Origin of the sequence: Aliifodinibius sp. S!AR15-10, from assembly GCF_031569985.1 — a bacterium.
In the GTDB taxonomy this organism is placed as follows: Bacteria; Bacteroidota; Rhodothermia; order Balneolales; family Balneolaceae; genus JAMQKA01.
The window spans coordinates 46,787-64,976 of record NZ_JAMQKA010000022.1; the positions used below are offsets into that span (position 1 = coordinate 46,787).

The following is an 18,190-nucleotide window of genomic DNA, read 5'->3' on the forward strand; positions in this document are numbered from 1 at the left end:
GGGTTATTCCCCTTCGATCAATTTTTCATGCATCTCCCGCAGATGCTCTTCATCAAATTTTATCACTTCCCGGTCGTACGTCATCATGCCGTTGACCTCTGACTCTACATCAGTCGTTTGAGTATAGACCGCCCCGGCCAGTCCTTTTTCTTTGAGCGGCATCAGCTTTTGAATGAGCTGATCATATGTGCTGTGAAGCTTTTCTTCTGAGGTAGAGGTCTCATAGTGACTCGGAGCACGGGAAAAGTCCTGTACCCACAGGTTATCTTTAACGACGAGTGCCTGCCCTCCAAATTCCCCAAGAATCGAGGCCCGGTCGTCTTCAGTGGGTGGCATATCGGGACCGGGATAGCTGTGGATATCGTGCATATCCCCTACGCCACGATCCTGCCAACCGCTCGGGATATCCACCAGTCGCGTGGGATCAAGCCGTTTGGTAAGATCCGCTATCTTTGCTGTCTCAAACTGTCCCCATCCTTCGTTGAAGGGTACCCATGTGACAATCGATGGGAAATTGTAAAACTGGTCGATCATCGCTTTAAATTCCCGCTTAAAATCGTATGCGGATTGAGCCACGCGTTCAATATCTTCGCCACCGCGCCGGAACCGTTCATCGCCGTTCGGCATGTCCTGCCACACCAGTATGCCCATCCTGTCAGCCCAGTAATACCATCGATTGGGCTCTACTTTAACATGCTTCCGTATCATATTGAAGCCCAGGTCTTTAGTAACCTGGATATCGTATTTTAGAGCCTCATCTGTTGGGGCTGTATAAATACCGCCCGGCCAGAATCCCTGGTCGAGCAGGCCAAAATGAAAGAGAGGCTCATCATTGAGAAACAGTCGCGTATACCCATCCGATGCAGTGCCCAAGCGGATCTCACGCATCCCGAAATAGCTTTCCACCTGGTCTACTTCCTGTCCATCTTTCAGCAAGGTGACAGTCAAATCATACAAAAACGGGTTGTCCGGGGACCAAAGCTTTGTGTTGGGAATTGAAATATCCAGCTCTTCTCCAAGTTTGCCGCTGGCTTCACCGACTTGCTCTCCATCCGCAAACGCAGTTGCCTGAACAGTATAGCCGGACTCCTCGACATTTCCATCAGCGGTCAGGTGCAGGTATGAGTTGTCGATATTCGGGACCATCTTCAGATCCTCGATGGCCACTTCCGGGACCGGTTCCAGCCAGACGGTCTGCCAGATGCCTGTGGTGGGGGTATAAAAAATACCTCCTGGATCACGTACCTGCTTCCCACGCGGCTGAAAACCATCATCGGTCGGATCCCAGACGGCGAGCGTTACCTGTTGTTCGCTTCCCGGTTTTATCTCATCGGTAATGTCGAATGAGAACGAGGTGTAACCACCCTGGTGCCGGCCTAGCTTCTGACCGTTCACCCAGACATCGGTTTTCCAGTCGACTGCCCCGAAATGCAGTAACAACCGCTTCCCGTCCCAATCCTCCGGAATGGTGAAGGTTCGGCGATACCACAACCGGTTGTCAGGCCCTACTCGCTTTTTAACACCTGACAGTGCAGATTCCACGCCAAAAGGGACCAGGATATCGCCATCCCATAGCTGGGGCACGTCTTCCAGGGAAGGGACAATGGCGTAGCTCCACAATCCATTTAGATTTTTCCATTCGTCCCGTTGCATCTGTGGACGCGGATATTCCGGCAGAGGCTCCCTGGGATTTACCTCATCCGCCCATTGGCTCATCAATGGGTTATCGGCTGGTTCCCAGGTGTTAGACTGGGCAATACCAACAACTGGCAATAGCAAGCACAGTAGAAATAGCATTATCGATATAAACTTACCTTTGGTGACCATGAATCTTTAGGGTTTGAAGTTTAATGTTACAATTATCAATCAATTTCAAAGTACACGGGGACATTACTTCGCCTGTTTAATCTCCTCCAGCAGCGACCGCATTTCCTTTACTTTTTCTGGAAATTTCGATGCGACATTCTTCGACTCTTCCGGGTCCTCTTCTAAATTGAAAAGATACTCGTGATCCTCCAGCGGATCTGTGTTTAGCGGCGTTTCAGAGATATTGTGGCGATTGTAGGCCCATCCCGAGCGACTCCCCGCTTCGATATATTTCCAGGGACCTTTTTTCAAGGCAAGGCCGTCACTGGACTGTTGAACAAGGTGATCTCGCCCGATCTCGCTTTCACCCATTAGAACATCCAATACATTTTTGGAATCAAGGTTACCATCATGCAATTTAACATCAACCAATGCTGCCAGCGAAGCCAAAAGATCCACCTGGCTGATCAACGCATCAGATTCTGTTCCCGCTTCGATCTGTCCCGGCCAACTCACGATCGTAGGCATACGTGTTCCTCCTTCGTAAGCGGTGTACTTCCCACCTGAATAGATACCGCTTGGATCATGTCCATTGTGTTTCTGCAAAGCCCCATCTTCATAACCGTCAAAAAATACTGGTCCGTTGTCACTGCTAAAAATAACAAGAGATTTATCCCGTAAAGTATTAGACTCCAATGTATTAAGAATCTCACCTACTACCCAATCTAACTCCAGAATAGCATCACCGCGGAGCCCGGTTCCACTTGAATCTTGAAACCTGGAATTGGGTATTCGCGGGACATGATTCTCAGGGAGAGAAAGGTAAAGAAAAAAAGGATTCTCACTATTCTCCTGAATAAAGCTTTCAGATTTTTCAACGAATGTTGCCGCCATCTGCTCATCATCCCACCAGGCCGAATGTCCCCCGGACATATAACCAATGCGGCTCACGCCATTCACAATGGTGCCCGAATGCTGTGCATCGGCCGGATACCTGAGTTTTTCGGGGTGGGTGTGTCCCGAAGGCAGGTTTCCAACCAATGGCTGAGGAACCTGAGGAGAACTTGCATCACCTTGGCCAAACTGCTGCTCTTGGTATTGATGATCTCCCTCCTCGGGATATTTGACTCTCAGGGGCTCATCCTCTTCGCTGAGTTGGTAGACATGATGTCCTTCAACAAATACAGTAGGAATGCGATCATTGGTGACCGGCAAAATAAATGACTGGTCAAAACCTACTTCAAGCGGTCCGGCTTTAATCTCACCATTCCAGTTTATCGGTTCTTTCTTTTCCCCTAATCCCAAGTGCCATTTACCTATAATGGAGGTTATGTATCCCGCTTCTTCAAGCATTTGTGGAAGAGTAGTGCTGCCCGGTTCAATAATTAAGGGATCTTCAGCAGAAAGTATCCCCGCACTCTCGTGACGGAAAGCATATTTACCCGTCAAAAGAGAATACCTGCTGGGAGTGCACATTGCGGAAGTGGCATATGCATTGGTAAAACGAATACCTCCCGCCGCCAACCGGTCGAGATTTGGAGTCTCAATTTCCGTTGCACCGTACGAGCTCAAGTCCCCATACCCAACATCATCCGCATAGATAATAATTATATTGGGTTTCTGCGGATTTGTTGAGGCTTTTTCAGAACATCCTCCAATCAGCATAAGGAAAAAACAAAAAAAGGAAACCTGGATTAAGCCAGACCAATTTCCCTCCTTGCTTGTCCCATTGTTTCCGAACGAACTCAAATTCATATATTAAAAATGTCTTTGATTTCACATCACACTAGAAAACATCTCTATCTGGATTTTCTGGTAATGTAAAAAGGGAAGGAGATGCAATATCTCCTTCCCTTTTGCTATTAATCAGTATCCAGGATTTTGTTCTAACTGCGGGTTTGCATCCATCGCTGGTTGTGGGATGGGATATCGGCGGTGGAAATCCTGTGCTGTAGTGGCACCGCGATTTTGAGCTTGTTCTACAAATTTGCCCATCCGAATCAGATCGATTCTTCGCTTCCGCTCGGCGTAAAACTCCCAGCCCCGCTCAGCAAGGATTTGATCTCTCAGCTCTTCTTTGTTGGCAAAATCAGCCAGGGATACATCGTTGAGCTCAGCACGGTCACGTATTTCATTGATGAGATCTATTGACTCCTGGTTGGGACCGTTTAGTTCATTCAGAGCTTCAGCACGGGCAAGCAGAATTTCAGCATACCTGATAGTGGGACGGTCTGTACCGTGATTGTTGGCAGATGCATTTGGATCAAAATATTTCAAAGCGCGGTAGTCATCGTTATCACGAAGCGAGACCATTTCGCCATCCTGGTTTTCGTACTCTTCTAAGATCAGGACGAGGCGTTCGTCATTTTGATCAAATGTGTTGTAGAAACTATCATAAATGCGATACTGAGTGGCCCAGTTGTTCATGCTGTTCGTCCACGTGAGGCCCGTTTGAGGATCTCTACGGAATCCCGGTGGAAAAGAACCGTTGATCCAAATATTTCCAGCGGGTAGCTCAGCATAGTTGGCCCAGATAAATTCTGAGTTGAGTTCGCCATCTTTATGGAACATGGTGGAGTAGTCTTCCACCAGTTGGAAATGGCCATTGTCAATGATGGTCTGCGCCATGTCGGACGCATCTTGCCACTGTTTGGTATTTAGGTAGAATAGTGTGAGATAGCCCCTTGCTGCACTTTTGTGAGCCCGGCCATATTCCTCTACCTGATTGACTTCGGGAAGATCGGGAATCGCCTCTTGGAATTCCGTTTCTATAAATGACAATAGCTCACTTTCAGGCGCACGGGGGATTTCCAGCTCCCCTTCAGTAGAAGTTCTGAGCGGTACCGGACCGAACCAGGTGTATAGTCGGTAGTAAGAAAGAGCCCGAATAAAACGCGCTTCCGCTATATACTGGTTTTTCAGTTCATCAGAAACCGTAGCCTGATCGATGTTATCAAGAACGGTGTTTGCATTTCGAATCGCCCGGTACGGTTGATTCCAAAGCAATGAGTTAAACCAGTCGGTGTCTGGTCCCCAGGTGAAATTAATCATCTGGATCAGGATCCTGTTTTCTCCCCCCCCGGTATCCCAGTAGGTGTCGGTAGTCATCTCATTCATATTCAGGATACTGTGACCATTCCACTGGTTGTGGTTGGCCTCTGCATATGCAGCATTCAGGGTGCCTTTTATGCCCTTTTCAGAAGACATTACGTTTGTGGGATCCAGCTGAGAATACACTTCCGGCTCCACCATGTTTTCACAACTCAGCAGAACAAGAAGCGGTGCAAACAGTATCACCAAGAAAAGTTTTTTAGCAAATTTCATAAGTTTCTCCATTAAAATCCTAAGTTAACACCAAGAGTGAAGGTTCGTACAAGCGGAGCGGCGTTCCAGTCGATACGGAAGTTGGCATTGGCATTGGGGTTGACAGCCGGATCCGGACCGATATAATCGTCGATCGTAAACAGGTTTTCTGCCATCCCATAGATCGATGCATTCCGTATTGCTCCACCCAACACACTTCTTGGGAGATTGTATGAAAGTCGTACCGTCCTAAGCCTTATGTAAGAGGCGTCCTGCACGGTGTACGAATTGACCGTTTTTTGTCCCTGGGAAAGTGGATTCACAAAGGAGGGCCACTCGTTGGTGGGATTTTCAGGCGTCCAGCGATTCAGATAAGGTTCTGCAAGCTTGTTTCTCCTGAAATTCACAGGGAAAAAGGTGTCAATCATATTGACATTCAGCATGCTCACGCCCTCGACACCTTCAAACGAGAACCGGAAGTTGAAGTTTTTGTAATTGATATTGTTCGTGATGGCCCAGGTTACATCCGGGAACGAATCGCCTAGCAGCGTACGGTCCTCCCCGGTAATCTGTCCATCCCCGTTGGTATCTCTGTACTTAATGGAACCGGGCTCTACCCCTGCTGGAGCGTTGGAATAGTCATCGTCGGTTTGCCAGATGCCTTCAACTTCATAGCCATAGAAGGAACGAAGCGGATCACCTTCACGAATAATTGCCGCCTGCCCAACCTGTCCCGGCCCACCTATCACAATTTCATTAACAGTTTCTCCCAGGTCTTGGACTTCGTTATCCAGGAATGAGATATTGAAATTGGTTCTCCAGTTGAAATCGGAGGTTGTGACATTTCTGGTATCAAGTGAAAATTCGAAACCGGTGTTCAAGATACTTCCAATATTTTGCAGCCGGCTGTTAAATCCTGTTGAGCTGGGGACCGGGATACTCACAAGCATATCCGAGGTCTCTTTGTGGAAGTAATCAGCGCTACCACTGATCCGCTCATCCCATAGGCCAAAATCAATTCCGAAGTCTATCTGCTCGGTGGTTTCCCATTTCAGCTCCGGGTTGGCCAGGTTTGAGGGGTCAATGGAGGAGACGATCTGGTTTCCGAGAACGGCATTAGGTCCCGTTCCGAAAGAGGTGATAAACTGCAGGTTACCGATCTCCTGGTTCCCTGTTTTACCCCAGCTTGCCCTGAGCTTCAGATTTGAAATAGCCTCTGCACTCTCCATGAATGGTTCTTCATTGACTCTCCAGCCAATGGCCCCGGATGGGAAAATCCCGAAGCGGTTGTCCTCACCAAAACGAGAGGATCCATCGGCCCTGACTGTGGCAGTTACCAGGTATTTATCCAGCAAGTTGTAGTTTACTCGACCGATGTAGGAAACAAGCTCATTCGAAAACCGGTCGCTGTTTATTTCAACCAGCTCGGGGTTGGCCAGTCCCATGTTATAGGTGAAGGTGGCATCTGAGGGAAAATCATTAGCGGTCATGAAGTTCCGATCGGTCAAGAAGCGCTGGAATGTCATACCCGCTACCGCATCAATCGTGTGGATGCCGTAATTTTCACTGAAATTCAGCGTACCCTCAATCAGATAATTGCTCTGGTTCCCCTGCTGAATTGTGGCTTCGCCATTTGCGGCTGCACCGAACTGCGTTTCAGTGCCCACATAAGAATCCCGGCGACGTAAAGTTGTATTGTGCTTTCACCGTACCTAGCGTCCGGTAGGTATTAGCAAACGATTCCTCATCATTCAGTATGGCGATGGGGTTATCCATCGAGATAAAGGGGGAACGAACATATTCACCATCACTGTCACGCACTTGCAGGGTGGGATCAAAACTCGTTGCAGTCTGAATAACTCCCGCGAAGTAGTTAATGCCAAAGCCGTTAGCTACATAATCATCTTTTATATAGGCCGTATTCAGATTAACCTTGATATTGAACTTATCGGATGGAGTTATACCGAAATTGAGACGGGCATTATACCGGTCCATACTGGAATTTTTAACAATCCCCTGCTGACCGAAATAGTTCAGCGAAGCATGATACGTTACCATCTCTGAGCCACCCGAAAAAGACAGGTTGTGACTCATCACCGGGGCCGCGTTGTCATAGATCAAATCCTGCCAGTCGGTCCCACTACCTTGTATATCTCCAACTCGTTCTCCTTCAGTGCCTCCACCGGCGTCAACAATGGCGTTAAGTACGTTTTGATACTCAGTGGCACTCATCACGTCCATCGTGTTGGCCACGGATTGAACTCCGGCGTAGCCGTTGTAATCAACGTTGAACTGGTCCTGGCGTCCCTGTTTTGTTGTAATAAGAATAACGCCATTGGCACCACGCGATCCATAGATGGCTGTCGCTGAGGCATCTTTAAGAATCTCGATTGATTCAATATCACCGGGATTAATAGAATTCAGCGGGTTTCTACTGCCCGGTGGTGCTGTAAAACCATTGCCAGAAGCGTCCGCTGCACTAGATTTGTCAATTGGCAGCCCATCAACCACGTATAACGGTCCGGTACCGGCGTTGATTGAGCTCGCACCGCGGATGTTAATTGATGCTCCACTTCCGGGCTGGCTGCTGCTTTGCACCATACGAACCCCGGCTACTTTGTTTCCTATCAGCTGGTCAACCGATGGAGAAACGCCATCTTCGAACTCATCAGACCGAATGGAGGAGATCGACCCTGTTAAATCTTTTCTCTGCTGTGTTCCATATCCCACAACCACAAGTTCTTCTCCCGTCAAGGCCTGTGACCGCATCACGACATCGATGCTTGTGCGTCCATTGATTGGGACTTCCTGTGTTTGATATCCTATAAATGAGAACACAAGCGTATCCTGCAGCGAGGGGACATCCAGGCTGTATTGCCCGTCCATGTTGGTCGTCGTACCAATTGTAGTGCCCTTTACCAAGATATTTACCCCAGGCAAAGTTTCTTCCGTTTCAGCATCAGTAATCTGACCTGAAACGGTTTCCATCTGCATAAATCCCTCTGCATCGGCTTCGTTCTGGAAGAGGATATAGTTTTGTTCATCAAGCCGATCATATTTAATACCAAGCTGAGTCAACAGTTCGGCTACCAGCTCTCCCCTTTTCTTATCCTCGCTGTTCTGGAGCAGATCTGGCCGCACATTTATATATTTATTTTTTATGACATGGTGTTGATAGAAAAAGTTGACATTGTAGTTGTTCTCAAGCTCGGTCAGGAAGTTCTCTAATGATACGATCGAGTCTCCAGCGCTTTGATCAGAAATACTCGCAATCATTAATTCGGAACCACCCTGTCCCAAAGCCTGTATCGGGGAGAGGCTGATCATAACCCCCAAGGCTATACAAATCGAAACTAAATATCGTATCCCTTTGCGTTTCATTATTTTACCCTGTTTATGAATTTGAGTTCTCATTAAACTTCGTACGCTCTCCTTTTGTCCTCTTGGCATTGGCTTTACCCCCCGATAACCAATGTATCCCCTTTCTTAGTTACTGGCTCATTGATAACCTTACTCAGAGCCTCTTGCAGAAACTCCAGGTTGGTGCTTGTTATAGAGCCCGAGAGTATTTTTTGCTGCAGATTCCCAACAATTCTTACTTCTACTCCAAACGTATCTTCAATTCTTTTAGCTACTTTACTGAGCGGAGTTTGATCAAACATCCAAGTGCCTTCTGTCCAAGAGGTATACACTTCCGGATTCACTTCTAAGAGTTGTACCTCCTCTATTCCAACGTTGAAATGGGCCAACTCGCCGGGCGCCATAACGACTTGATTCTTCTCTAGACTATTGGTGTCTCCCTTGTCTACACTGATACGTACTTTCCCTTCTTCAAGTACTGTTTGTGTCCCCTCAGAAGATGTTTTGACAAAGAATTTCGTCCCAAGGACTTCCACCGAACCATCGGCGGTATGAACAGTAAAAGACCGTTGCTGATTGCCTTCGTAATGATAAATATCGAAATACGCTTCTCCCTCCAGCCACACCTCGATATCCTGCCCCTGTTCAATGGACGTAAAGTATTTCAAGTGGGAATTGGCATTTAAGACAATTTCAGAGCCATCACTCAAGTTAAGTGATATTTTTTCTCCATAATCAGTGCGAAATTCATGCTTGCTTTCTGTAACAGCAGCCGTATCATCACTCGTCGCAGAAGGGTAATTTTGATTTACCAAAAATCCAATAACAGCGATAATCATTATCAATCCAGCCGCAACAGCACCAAAGAATGCACCGGATCTTTGATGCATTTTTCTAAAAACATCTTTGTCTGACTGTGCATCAATTTGATCCATTGATTGTTCAAGCCGCCTGAGTTCTTTCTCCGGCTGCGAAAAGATGGGTTTGCCTAGTTCCGCCACTACAACCAATTCCCGGGCCTGCTCAACAAGCTCTTTCCTGGTGGGATCTTCACTTAGCCATTCCTGCCAATACTTATTTTCCTCCTCACTGGCATTATCCTTAATCCATCGCACAAAGGAGTCATTGTCCAGCAAGTCTTCTAGTGTCTGTTTCCTGGGCACTTTTAGACTTATTTGGTTACGATTTATCTATTTGCCCTATTAGAAACAGACACACTCCATTTGTACCAGAAGTTTCTTGAAATTTATTTTCACAGTGTAATTACCCGATTGTGGGCTTAGAATGGCATATTCGGGGGTGGCCCACGTGAAAATTAAACTTGTGCTGATAAATCTCCCGGTGATAGTAACTTACGCTTGTGCGCGGTTGTGGTTAATTACTCATCCGGGTGTCAAAGATATGTTCTTTTAATTTAGAAACCGCCTCACTCATGTAGTTTCGAACTCTTTGGTGAGTAAGCCCTGTCATTTCTGCAATTTCTTTATTTTTCATCCCGTGATGCAGCCGCAGAAACAGGATCTCCTTTTGTCGATTGGTCAATTCATTCAACGCCTGCCGGTAGAGTGCTTTTCTCTCTTCTTCCAGCTCCTGATCAATGATCTTACTTTCAATATTATTATAGGAATCAAACTGGTTGTTACCGAATTCCGCGTTTCGCCGTTCGCGCGAAGCATTTCTGTCTTGCATTCTGAAAAGTGTTCTACGCAAGGATAGCAGCAGGTAAAACTTTACGGAATCGGCATCCGCTATGTTCTCTTTCTTCTCCCACAGGCGCAGGAACATTTGCTGTATACCATCCCTGGTCATATCTTCATCGGAAATCAGTTTCAATCCGTATCGCAGCAGTGTATCGTAATAGCGCATAAACAGGGCTGACAACGCCTTCCGGTTCCCTTCTCGGAATGCGGTCCATAATTCGTTATCGTTGTGATAATCCCCCTCATCACTTCGATTTGCCTGTATGAACATAACTTAATTTCCCCTAACTGTAACCATATATTTCTACTTTATAACAAAAAAATTTAGGAATGGGTTTGTTAACCAAGGTTGTTATCGCTAACATCTTTATTTAAAATATACGGTATACAGTTAAAATCAATACAGATTTTAACTGTAAATGTTGAGTTTCAGCAAGTTAGTTAAAAAGAAAGTGGCCAATACCTAGCCTCAAAGGTTGTCAGGTTTACTTTTAGGACTTTTTTATAAGTGGATCCAATATTGAATCCAGTAGTCTCTAGGTGATAAAATAGAGTGAAATAGTGTTATAAATCATCAATATTCTTGGCTTATTACTTGCTTACATCTGCCTGCAACGTCATTATTGAGCGGGCGGGAACGACAACCGATCCATCACTGGCCACCGGTTCCTGCTTTTCGAGATCAGCTTCACTTGAGGTAAGATAGGGCGTGAAGTCTGAAAAAGTTCGATCTCCGGCATTTGCATAATCTACTTTTACCTGTTTATCCAGGTTCCCATAGTTTACCAGCACAACAGAAAGTTTACCCTGCTCCTGGTGAGTATAAGCCGATGCCATTACTTGACGGGCAGCCTCCTCGGGCGTGGCGTTATCGGAACGATTCACTCCCAGCCGAACGGCGCCAGGGCGAATGAATCTGCTGTAGTTGCCGAGGCCCCAAAGCAGCTTGGAGTCCAGCACTTCTCCATTCTGAGTATCGTTGTCGATATATACGAGTCCATCTTTAAAATCATAGGGACTCACCGCCAGCCACCACTGCCACGATGCGGCATTGGCGATGGTCATATCGTAGTGCAGAACGCGAGCCACATAGAGGGCCGGATTCATTCCAAGGTCACGTCCCCCGCCCTGGATCTCTTCATTATTCGCAAGGATGCAGTATTCCGACATCCAGTATTCTATAGGCGTGCTCGCATTCTGGATGCTCTGGCGCACCTTTTGGCGCTGCTCAATCATATCGCTGACGGGCCAGGTGGTAAAATAGCTGTGGGCCGCTATCTTTTGGGCAAGGGTTGGCAGATCCTTGACTTCACTGTCAGAACCAAAGAAATGCTCAACCTGTTGACTCCTGCCAGACAGATCCCCATCATATAGGAAATTGATCTGGGCCGTCTCAGGAATCTCAATTTTACTGTCAAGGCTATATTCCTGGATTTTTTGATCTAGTGCTCTGATAACTCCTGATATCTGGTCGTTTTGGTAGGGCGATCCCTCCTGCCCGTTACCCTGTGACCAATCCCATTGCGGCTCGTTGACGGGGCTTATATACGTAAACGGGGTACCCTGACCTTCAAAATGCTGTCCTATCTTCGCCAAGTAATCGGCAAATTCGTAGTAGTATTCTTCGGAAATATTAGCTTGCCCGCTGCCGTCACCGAACGCTTTACCGGTTTTGGTTAGCAGCACCGGGGGGCTGTTGACAAAGCCGATAAAATCTTTAACTCCTCGTTTGCTCGCTGCTTTTACAAACCACTGCTGGCCGGCTTGCTTATTCCAGTCGTATGTGCTGTCGGCAGTCAGGAAACTCTCAGCCCGCCGCCAGGGATCATCGATGCCGCTGTCCCCTCCCTGACGAGCACTGCCGGCACCGATATTAAATCGCCAGATCGATAGACCGATACCCTTTGGATTACCTTCCGAGTCCGTTTCCGTGCTGAAGAGATAATCGGCTATCTGTTCTCGCTTTGTCAGCGGCCAGTTCTTCCCAACAAACTGGATGCTCCATGCATCAGAAGCACCAAATCCCTGGATCTCTTGCTGCTGGTCCTCTAAGTTCACGGTAATGGATAGTGTCTCTGGACTACTTGTCCCATCACCATTGCTCTCATTTATATTCTGACCTTTACAGGCTAAAAACAGTCCTAAAAAAAGTACTAAAAACGATCCTTTGATCTTCATACGCATACTTTATTATTGATTAATTAAGCCCGTGTAGCGGTCAAAAATTGCGTGGTGATGTTATGGTGTATTCTCCCAAGTTTATTCTGTTACCCATTGCATCCACATGATTTCCGAATGACCAGTTCGGTGGCAATCTCAATATTTTCAATTACTGGCTCATCATCTTCGATCGTGGAAATCAGCTTTTGAGCTCCTCTTTTTCCCACCTCATAGGCCGGTTGGTGAATAGTGGTTAGAGGACACGAGACCAGTTCGGACCGGACTTCATCCGTAAAACCTACAATAGCAATATCTTCCGGGATTGAGAGCCCATGTTCCCGGATTGCATCGATTGCTCCAAAAGCCACCGGGTCATTCACCGCAACGACAGCCCGGGGGCGCTCCTGCTCCGGCAATGCAAGTAGTTTTTGCATCGCTCCATATCCCCCCTTTTCCTGGTAACCACTCTGCACAATCCATTGGTCTCTGACTGACAGCCCGGCTTCCTCCAAGGCCTCTCGATAGCCCTCGTAACGTTCTCGTCCAATGGATACCTCCAGGGGACCGCTGAGATGAGCAATCTTTTCGTATCCATGCGAGATCACATGCTCCGTAGCTAGCTTTGAGCTTTCTTTGTCATTTACGCTCACGCAACTGGCTCCTAAATTTTCAATGCAACGATCAAAAAATACCACGGGAATGCCAGAATTGATGACTTCTTCATAGAAGCTGTAGTCATCCGTCGTTTGCGAAGATGAGATCAGTATTCCATCCACCCTCTTGGCACGCAACGTGTTAATAGCCCCCTTTTCTCGCTCAAACTGTTCTGCGGAATGTGTTAAGATGAGATGGTAATTCGTGCTGTAGGTCACCTCCTCGATACCGCGCACCACCTCGGGGAAAAAGGCATGCGAAATTTCTGGGATCACCACGCCAATGGTATACGTCTTTTTTGACACCAAGCTCTTCGCCACATGATTTGGCGTGTACCCCATGCTCTTTGCTTTTTCAAGCACTCGTTCGCGTGTCTTTTCATCTACATTGGACTTGTTGTTAATTGCCCTGGAAACCGTCATTGCAGATAATCCCAACTCTTCTGCAATCTCTTTTAATGTTACTTGTGAACTCACTTTAATTGTTGTAGTTATGAAATTATGACATCCTGATACAAAAGACCTACATCAAAATTGCATCAGATAATGTACTTTAGAGATTTTAAAATAAAAAAACATTCACTAAAGACTGTGAATATGGTCATTCTTCATTTGAAGAATGCATTTGTTTGCCCAAGTAGACTGTTTCATCAGAAATAAAGAGTTCCCCTTCGACCACCTCCGAGAGTGCTTGTATAACATAATCCAGGTCCCGGAGCTCAATCGTACCAGTAAGTTTTCGATCATAAAAAGAGTCATCAGAAACTACCACATCTACGCCGTAGGTATCTTCAAGGCGCTTAACCAAGTAGCTTAATGGCGAACTATCCAACACAAGTTTACTTTGGGTCCAAGAGGTAAAAACTTCAATGTTCTCTATCGGTTCGATCTCAATGGAATTACGCTCCTGGCTAAAGTTAGCCAATTCATTGGGTCTTATTTTTTTGGTAGCTCCCCGTTTTTCATGAACAGTGACAGCCCCTTCTTCAAGTGCAACCCTTGTTTCATAGGAGTCAGTATTGACAACAAACTTTGTTCCCATTACTTCCACTGTGCCATCGTTTGTTCTAACGCTAAAAGGTGAGGCATAAGGGGATTTTCTACTTGCTATGGAAAAATAAGCCTCACCTTCTAAAAAAACTTCTACAACCTCACCGCCGGGTGCGTATGTAAGAGAGGAATTAGCATTAAGTTGGATTATCGATCCATCAGAGAGAGAAAGCGTTTTCTGTTGGCGGAAGGAAGTTTCTATTGATTTTGTTTCAAAACTTATTTTCTCATCGACTGGTGGGTTATAATCACTGTAAACGAAAAAAGTGGCGACAGCAGTTGCGGCAAAAATCAATACTACTGCCGCCACCTTCATAATCAATTCGCCATGTTTGTACCACCAGTCGGTATGAGCGTGTTGTTCAGTTCGTTTTTCATTTCTTTCGAATCTCTCCTCTAGCTCATCCCAGGCCACCTGTTTATCACCTGAAGAAGGAGATTTGAAATCCATTCCCATTACTACTTCCTGCGCTTCCCTGGCAATTTTCTTATGGTGAGGCGACTTCTTAATCCAATCATCCCACTTTTTTGCTTCTTCTCTGGAGGCCATCCCATGAACCCACCGGACAAATGACGAGTCGCTAGCCAAATCTTCTCTTGAAACAAACATTATCCCAAATTGATGGTTTGCACTCTAGTTATATAATTTTTAACGCCATCAATAAAATACTTTATTGGTGGTTTTGAAAGAATTTGTGAAAATCACCATCTCCTCTAACATTCTTGTGCAACGTCGCCACACCTTTTTTCTTATTCTCTTCCCCCAATAATCTCATCACTGTGACCTCCTGGCAAAAAGTTGCACCGGCCCTTCATTACTAACAACCAGGATTGACAATTTCCCCCCAATATTTATCAGGCGCATCTGCTTGACATCAAGCGGGGCAACAAAACCACTGTTAAACGGGGATACGGGTATAAATCCTCCCTCTCCGTCACCTTTGAGTAATAGCCCATTCCCGGCATCATTGCGCGGGGTTTGGGGCTCAGAGTCATATAAATTTCCAGCAAGTAAGATATCGTGATAGCCATCGCCGTTGAAATCCCTGGTAATAAAATCACTAATTGAGGAAATCTGTGTTTCATTGGGCATAGATCGTGCTTCAAACCCTTCCGGGCCGCGATTTTCCAGGTAAATACTCTCAAAAGTGGTTGCCCGCAGATACATGGCATCCTCCTTGGCGCGGGAGCCGACTACCTCTTCCACACTTGCTTCAGCATACTGCTCAAAGGTTGGAAACTTTCGATTTATTCCCTCGATTTTCATGCCCATTTTGGCCCTCCCGTACCAGGGAATATGCTCTCCATTCATCGCAACTGAAAACAGCAGATCAATATTCTGGTTTCCGTCAAAATCATCTGCATACACCTCAAATGTTTGATCTCCATCTGCCCGATAGGTATAATTTTTACCGATGTTTCCCGCAAGCAGATCTTGATCGCCATCCCCGTCCATATCCGCAGAAGCAAGACTTTGCCACCATCCGGTCTGCGATATATTTCCTATTTCTGCAGTTACCTCCTCGAAGGTCTCGCCGTTATTTTGATAGAACTGAATCGGCAGCCATTCCCCGGCTGTAACCAAGTCAAGCTGTCCATCCCCATTGAAGTCAACCCATTCTGCATCGGTTATCATGCCCGGTTCAACCGCACCCGGAATTACACTGCTTGTTACGTCGCTAAAGTTCCCGCCATCGTTGCGCAACAGGTAACTGCGGGGAGCATGTGGGTATCGCCGAGGAACCTGTCGTCCTCCCACAAACAGGTCTTGATCTCCGTCGGCGTCATAATCGACTGCCTTCACGACTCCGCTGCTGGTGAGCATTTGCGGAAGTACCTCGGTATTTTGAATAAACTGTCCCTCCCCGTCGTTAATATAGAGGCGGTCCTGAAGAAGTTCTGATGCCGGGGAAAACTCATACCCCCCACTTGTCACGTAAAGATCCTGATCGCCATCCCCGTCTGCATCAAAAAAGGTGGCGCCCACATCCTCCTGTTGACTGTCCTCATGCCAGGGTTGCGATTGACTGGTCTGCTTAAATTTTCCGTTGGTGGTTTGAAGATAAAGCCGGCCTGAATTATCGGCGGCTCCTCCCACATAGAAATCCTCCCGTCCATCTCCATTTACATCGGCCACAGCCAAGGCAGGACCCAGTTTCGACAACTGGTAAGGCAACAGTCCCTGGATCTCAAACTCAGAATACTCATTCTCGCTGTGGGTGTGATCAATGCCGGATTCTGCAGTTACTTCCCGGAAGAGCTTGCCTTCATTTGTATAGGTTTCTGGATTCCACCGACCGGTTGCCTCGTCGTGGCGCAACACAATTTGCGAATCCACGGGGAGATCCGTCAGCTGCTGATACGCGTGATCAGGCCAGATGACCTCCAGCGTATCCACGTTTTCATCACTGCCCAGCCCGAACAAAAGCCTATGATCCAGCGACGACTGGTAACCCCGATAGGGAGACAGCCACTGATGCTGTTTTTGTGATTCACTCCTCACAATTACCCGGGCGCCAATCCCGTGGCGATTTTCACTGCTGCCTTTCAAGCTAACCGACAACCAGTGGTTTTGGGTAAGCGTGTCTGCCCTGTTCCTGAAAATTGCAGCTGGTTCATTTAAATTGTTGATCACTAAATCCAGGTCCCCGTCGTTATCCAGGTCTGATTGTGCCGCACCATAGGAATATCCTGGTTCATTAAAACCCCATTCTTGTGACTTATCCTCAAAGGTCAAGTCTCCTTCATTTCGGAAAAAGTAGTTTGGCACTTTGTATCCATGTAGCTCCTTCAGCAAATTTCGTCTCTTCTCTCTTTTTAATTCTTCAGTGCCAAATCGCCCCATGTTATTGACCCCATGCAGGAAATCATAGTTGTTAATTGCCTTGGGAAAGCCGTTGGTAACCATAATATCCTTGAGCCCGTCATTGTCATAATCTCCAAAAAGGGCGCTCCAGCTCCAGTCTGTATAGGCCACACCGGCCAACCGACCGATTTCACTGAATTGAGGATGTCCTGCGGCAGTGGTCCCATTACTTATCTGCAGCGTATTCATGGAATACTGGTGATTATAGCCTTTTGCCCGCATTCTCAGGTAGTGGCTGTAGGTGATGCCGCCGCTCATTTTTTTCCTTTTGATATAGTCTTCCGGCATCATATCCGTTTGATAGATATCAGCCCATCCATCATTATTAAAATCGGCAACATCAACGCCCATTCCGGCAAAACTGGTGTGTTTCAGGTAATCGGTTGTTTTATCTGAAAAGGTACCGTCCCCGTTGTTGATATAGAGTACGTCATTTGTAACCACATCATTAGAAACATAAATATCGGGCCAGCCATCGTTGTTGAGATCGGAAACAGCTACCCCCAACCCAAAACCATTTTCCCTTAGAATGCCTGCCTCTTTACTCACCCGCTCAAACGTACCATCGCCCTCATTACGATAAAGTTCATCATAACTAAAACTGGTTCCAGCATATGGACTAAAGGATTCTCTCACTGCGTTATTACGCGCGAATGCTCCCGGGGAATGATTCAATTGAAAAACATCCAGGTCGCCATCCCGGTCATAATCCAAAAATGCAGACTGGGTTGTGAAATTGGTCGTATTCAGCTGGTATTCCGCTGCAGCTTCTGTGAAGGTAAGATCTCCATTGTTTATAAAAAGAAGGTTAGTGCGTTCCTCCTTGGACTCATCTTCTGAAGAAACCGCGGACACGTAGATATCGAGATGCCCATCCGCGTTGATATCCACCATGGAGACCCCGGAAACCCATCGGTCAGTCTGCACACCGGCCGATTCAGTAATATCCACAAACTGCATGTTCCCTTTATTCAGGTATAGACGACTAGTCCGCATATTTCCCGTGAAGTAAAGGTCCGTCAGCCCATCGTTGTTTATATCGCCAATGCCCACGCCCCCACCGTGATAGGTAAAGGGATAGTTGTAATTGTTCAAGGAATCGGACGAGGTAATAACATTATTAAAGGTAACACCTGTTTGGTCCGGGGAAAGCTTTTGAAAAAGGGCCGGACCATTACTGTCAGAGGAACAACCAGCGCCAAGAATTACCAGTAGGAAGATTCCCAGAAAATGCAGGATCCGTTTGTGAAAACATTTCATTAGTTATAAAACAGTTTTATCAGAATTCTTGC

General features: G+C 46.6%; 11 protein-coding genes. All 11 read right to left on the reverse strand.

Annotated features, from left to right (window positions below):
* Positions 1-3 precede the first annotated feature (3 nt).
* Entirely contained in the window at positions 4-1,716 is a 1,713-nt protein-coding gene (locus tag NC796_RS14880; RefSeq protein ID WP_310685479.1) for a sugar-binding domain-containing protein, read from the reverse strand.
* Between the two features lie 174 nt (positions 1,717-1,890).
* Positions 1,891-3,561, reverse strand: a complete 1,671-nt coding sequence (locus tag NC796_RS14885; RefSeq protein WP_310685480.1) for an arylsulfatase — start codon at positions 3,559-3,561, stop codon at positions 1,891-1,893.
* Between the two features lie 111 nt (positions 3,562-3,672).
* Entirely contained in the window at positions 3,673-5,130 is a 1,458-nt protein-coding gene (locus NC796_RS14890; protein ID WP_310685481.1) for a RagB/SusD family nutrient uptake outer membrane protein, read from the reverse strand.
* A gap of 11 nt (positions 5,131-5,141) precedes the next feature.
* Positions 5,142-6,776, reverse strand: coding sequence for a SusC/RagA family TonB-linked outer membrane protein (locus NC796_RS14895; RefSeq protein WP_310685483.1), 1,635 nt, complete (start codon positions 6,774-6,776; stop codon positions 5,142-5,144).
* Positions 6,766-8,490, reverse strand: a complete 1,725-nt coding sequence (locus NC796_RS14900) for a SusC/RagA family TonB-linked outer membrane protein (RefSeq protein ID WP_310685485.1) — start codon at positions 8,488-8,490, stop codon at positions 6,766-6,768. The genes NC796_RS14895 and NC796_RS14900 overlap by 11 nt, the downstream gene beginning before the upstream one ends.
* A 74-nt stretch (positions 8,491-8,564) precedes the next feature.
* Entirely contained in the window at positions 8,565-9,632 is a 1,068-nt protein-coding gene (locus tag NC796_RS14905) for a FecR domain-containing protein (RefSeq protein ID WP_310685486.1), read from the reverse strand.
* A 211-nt stretch (positions 9,633-9,843) separates the two neighbouring features.
* The gene (locus NC796_RS14910) at positions 9,844-10,440 is read right to left on the reverse strand and encodes a sigma-70 family RNA polymerase sigma factor (protein WP_310685488.1); all 597 of its coding nucleotides are present in this window, start codon (positions 10,438-10,440) and stop codon (positions 9,844-9,846) included.
* Between the two features lie 320 nt (positions 10,441-10,760).
* On the reverse strand, positions 10,761-12,347 hold the full coding sequence (locus NC796_RS14915; RefSeq protein WP_310685490.1) for a glycoside hydrolase: 1,587 nt from the start codon (positions 12,345-12,347) through the stop codon (positions 10,761-10,763).
* An 89-nt stretch (positions 12,348-12,436) separates the two neighbouring features.
* Positions 12,437-13,459: a LacI family DNA-binding transcriptional regulator gene (locus tag NC796_RS14920; protein WP_310685492.1), complete on the reverse strand. Its 1,023-nt coding sequence runs from the start codon at positions 13,457-13,459 to the stop codon at positions 12,437-12,439.
* Positions 13,460-13,583: 124 nt separating this feature from the next.
* Positions 13,584-14,642, reverse strand: a complete 1,059-nt coding sequence (locus NC796_RS14925; protein WP_310685494.1) for a FecR domain-containing protein — start codon at positions 14,640-14,642, stop codon at positions 13,584-13,586.
* 165 nt (positions 14,643-14,807) lie between these two features.
* A complete protein-coding gene (locus tag NC796_RS14930; protein WP_310685496.1) occupies positions 14,808-18,158 on the reverse strand; it encodes a VCBS repeat-containing protein in 3,351 nt (1,116 codons plus the stop codon).
* Between the last annotated feature and the right edge of the window lie 32 nt (positions 18,159-18,190).

Bases quoted from the DNA above. Each gene is read 5' to 3' on its own strand.
- NC796_RS14880 (WP_310685479.1), bottom strand. From the start codon at position 1,716: ATGAGCCAATGGGCGGATGAGGTAAATCCCAGGGAGCCTCTGCCGGAA.
- NC796_RS14930 (WP_310685496.1), bottom strand. From the start codon at position 18,158: ATGAAATGTTTTCACAAACGGATCCTGCATTTTCTGGGAATCTTCCTA.
- NC796_RS14885 (WP_310685480.1), bottom strand. From the start codon at position 3,561: ATGAATTTGAGTTCGTTCGGAAACAATGGGACAAGCAAGGAGGGAAAT.
- NC796_RS14900 (WP_310685485.1), bottom strand. From the start codon at position 8,490: ATGAAACGCAAAGGGATACGATATTTAGTTTCGATTTGTATAGCCTTG.
- NC796_RS14910 (WP_310685488.1), bottom strand. From the start codon at position 10,440: ATGTTCATACAGGCAAATCGAAGTGATGAGGGGGATTATCACAACGAT.
- NC796_RS14915 (WP_310685490.1), bottom strand. From the start codon at position 12,347: ATGAAGATCAAAGGATCGTTTTTAGTACTTTTTTTAGGACTGTTTTTA.
- NC796_RS14925 (WP_310685494.1), bottom strand. From the start codon at position 14,642: ATGTTTGTTTCAAGAGAAGATTTGGCTAGCGACTCGTCATTTGTCCGG.
- NC796_RS14890 (WP_310685481.1), bottom strand. From the start codon at position 5,130: ATGAAATTTGCTAAAAAACTTTTCTTGGTGATACTGTTTGCACCGCTT.